The sequence below is a fragment of the Paenibacillus whitsoniae genome, from assembly GCF_003955665.1.
Taxonomy (GTDB): domain Bacteria; phylum Bacillota; class Bacilli; order Paenibacillales; family NBRC-103111; genus Paenibacillus_E; species Paenibacillus_E whitsoniae.
Genome location: NZ_RXHU01000165.1, coordinates 1 through 2,608, shown reverse-complemented (window position 1 = coordinate 2,608; position 2,608 = coordinate 1). Strand labels below are relative to the sequence as shown.

General features: G+C 55.0%; 2 protein-coding genes. Both read right to left on the bottom strand.

The window, feature by feature from the left end; translation table 11 throughout:
- Nucleotides 1–103 precede the first annotated feature (103 nt).
- On the bottom strand, nt 104–1,360 hold the full coding sequence (locus tag EJQ19_RS31550) for a BaiN/RdsA family NAD(P)/FAD-dependent oxidoreductase (RefSeq protein ID WP_126145162.1): 1,257 nt from the start codon (nt 1,358–1,360) through the stop codon (nt 104–106).
- A gap of 231 nt (nt 1,361–1,591) precedes the next feature.
- Nucleotides 1,592–2,473: an FAD:protein FMN transferase gene (locus tag EJQ19_RS31545; RefSeq protein ID WP_126145161.1), complete on the bottom strand. Its 882-nt coding sequence runs from the start codon at nt 2,471–2,473 to the stop codon at nt 1,592–1,594.
- Between the last annotated feature and the right edge of the window lie 135 nt (nt 2,474–2,608).

Genomic DNA, 2,608 nt, shown 5'->3' with positions numbered 1-2,608 from the left:
CTGTACAAATTACAGGTTCTTCCCTCGATTTGGGGGCGATTTACCGAGTTTGATGTACTTATTACAGGTTGTAGCGTGGCCATCCGCCATCCGCATCCATCTATTACCGCGACGCCGCGCTCGTCCCCGCCAAATGACCGGTCGAAAACGCCGCAGTAATGTTATACCCGCCGGTGTATCCGTGAATGTCGAGCACTTCGCCGCAGAAATATAACCCTTCGACCAGCTTGGATTGCATCGTGCTAGGGTCGATTTCCTTGAGATTCACGCCGCCGCCGGTGACGAAAGCCTCTTCCAGCGAAAGCGTGCCTTTCACCGTGATGGGAAAAGCTTTCAACAACCGGCACAGCTCCATCCAATTTTGCTTCGGGATGTTGTCGTACGTGAGCAGCTCGTCCAGTCCGGCCTTTTCCAGCAGGAGGGGAAGGAGCCGCTCGGGAACGAGGGGTTTGAGCACGTTCTTGATTGCTTTCTTGGCGTCAGCTTTGGCAAGCGCCATGCTCTGGCTGTACAGCTCGTCCACACTGCTGTCCGGCAAAAGATCAACGGTGACGAGCACTTCCTTCCGCTCGGATTTGTTCAGTTCTTTAACGACGAACTGACTGCATCGCAGCGCAATCGGCCCGGAGAGGCCGAAATGCGTGAACAGCATATCCCCGCGGTGCGAGATGATCGCCTTGCCCTTCGCGTTCAGCACGCTTAGCGTGACGTCGCGCAGGGACAACCCTTGCAGCTCCTTGCTGCGGATGAACGCTTCCTTCGAGGTGAGCGGCACCTCGGTCGGGAAAAGCGGCGTGATCGTATGCCCGCCCGCCTCGGCCCAGGCGTAGCCGTCGCCTGTGGAGCCGGTGTGCGGGACGGAGCACCCGCCGGAAGCCACAATGACCGCTCGGCTGTGCAGCGTCTCGCCGGACTGCAGGAGGACGCCGCTCACGCGGTTGCCGTCGAACAGGACTCTTTTGACCGGACTGTGTGTCCGAATCTCCACGCCTTGGCTCCGCACCTGGCCGATCAGCGCGTCGACGACCGTCTTCGCTTTGTCGCTGACGGGAAACATCCGGCCGTTGTCCTCCTCTTTCAGCCGAATGCCAAGCCCTTCAAAGAAAGCAATAATATCCTGATTGCTAAACTGGGATAGCGCACTATAAAGGAAACGGCCGTTGCCGGGGATGTGCTTGATCAATTCGTCCATGTCTTTGTTATTCGTGACGTTGCACCGACCGCCGCCAGAGATGCCCAGCTTGCGACCGAGCTTGTCGCCTTTATCTGCGAGCAGCACGCTCGCTCCGTTCTTGCTTGCCGCAATGGCAGCCATCAGGCCGGCCGAACCGCCGCCAATGATGATGACGTCATAAATCATAAAAAGCTCCCTTGCTCTTTTTTACAAATTGTATCATTAAAAGCAGCGGTAATCCAAAGGGCATCTCCGATACCTAAGGTTAATCACAACATCCACATAAAACGTGCACAACTTGTGAATAACTGTGTGATTTTAGTGGATAACCTGGGCCCTGGTTGTGCATATATCGATTATCTTTGTGGATAACAACGAAAAACGGCCGTATTCATCCACAGCTCCTTATTGGCGCCGTTACTGCCATGGCTTGTGAAAATGTGCATGATCGAGCGACAAGTCGTGCCACTTGGTATTTAATGAAGCTTCTTGACCATAGTAGTGCAGCTCCTGGTCTTTGGTCACGATGAGCGCTTCGCAATCGGTACTCCGCTTGGTGAACAGCGGGAGCCCTGCTTGAGGCTCCAAAGCACACAGCAGCCGTGCCCACACCTGACATTCCACTACATCCGGCCCGGAGACCGTGCACTGGAGTATGGAGTGCGGGCCGGGATTCCCTCGCAGCTCCATGGGGCTGCATGTGGATAGAGCTCCTTCCTTAATCGAGATGCAGCCCAGCTGACGGTGATCGTCCCACGGGTTGTGCAACCCGATGACCCAAGGCTGCTCATCTCGCATCGGACTGCCCCAGACGGTGAGTTCGCCGCGGCTCGCAAGCCGGCCTCTGTCAAAGGCCAGCGTTTTTCGGATATAGGCGGCGAGCCGTTTGATGGCCCAACTGACCTCAAGCCCCTGCAGATCGATATGGGTATGCAGCGGCAGGGTGACGGTTTTGTGTGCTGGATCGACGACCCACTCGCGACCTGTCGGCACGAACTGTGGAGACTGCATATGCAGGGGGGAGTAATTGCCGTCCGTGACCGCATGATACATTTCAGCGAGAAAAAGCACCTCTAGCATTTGGTTGGAAACAAGACAGCTTTCGCCTGCAAGTGTATTCAGCAGATTGATTTCGCTGTCGGCAAGTTCGCTGTTAAAGCGCTGGTCAACGCGCCGAAACCAGTCTGTCCCGGCATGATGAATACGGGATTGATCTTCTTCCGAACAATAAAGCAGCAATTCTATATCAGAGGCCATCGTATGAAAATGAAAAGGCAAATAAGCTTGTGGAGAGGCCATCAGGGATTCCTCATTTCTGTCATCAAGTGTGCTGCTTTCAGTATAGCGGCGTTACCTGAGACAGAATTGATAGCCGGCTGAAAGAACGCTGAAGATTGCGCCTAATCTCTTGGGAAGAGCGGGTTTTCAGACACG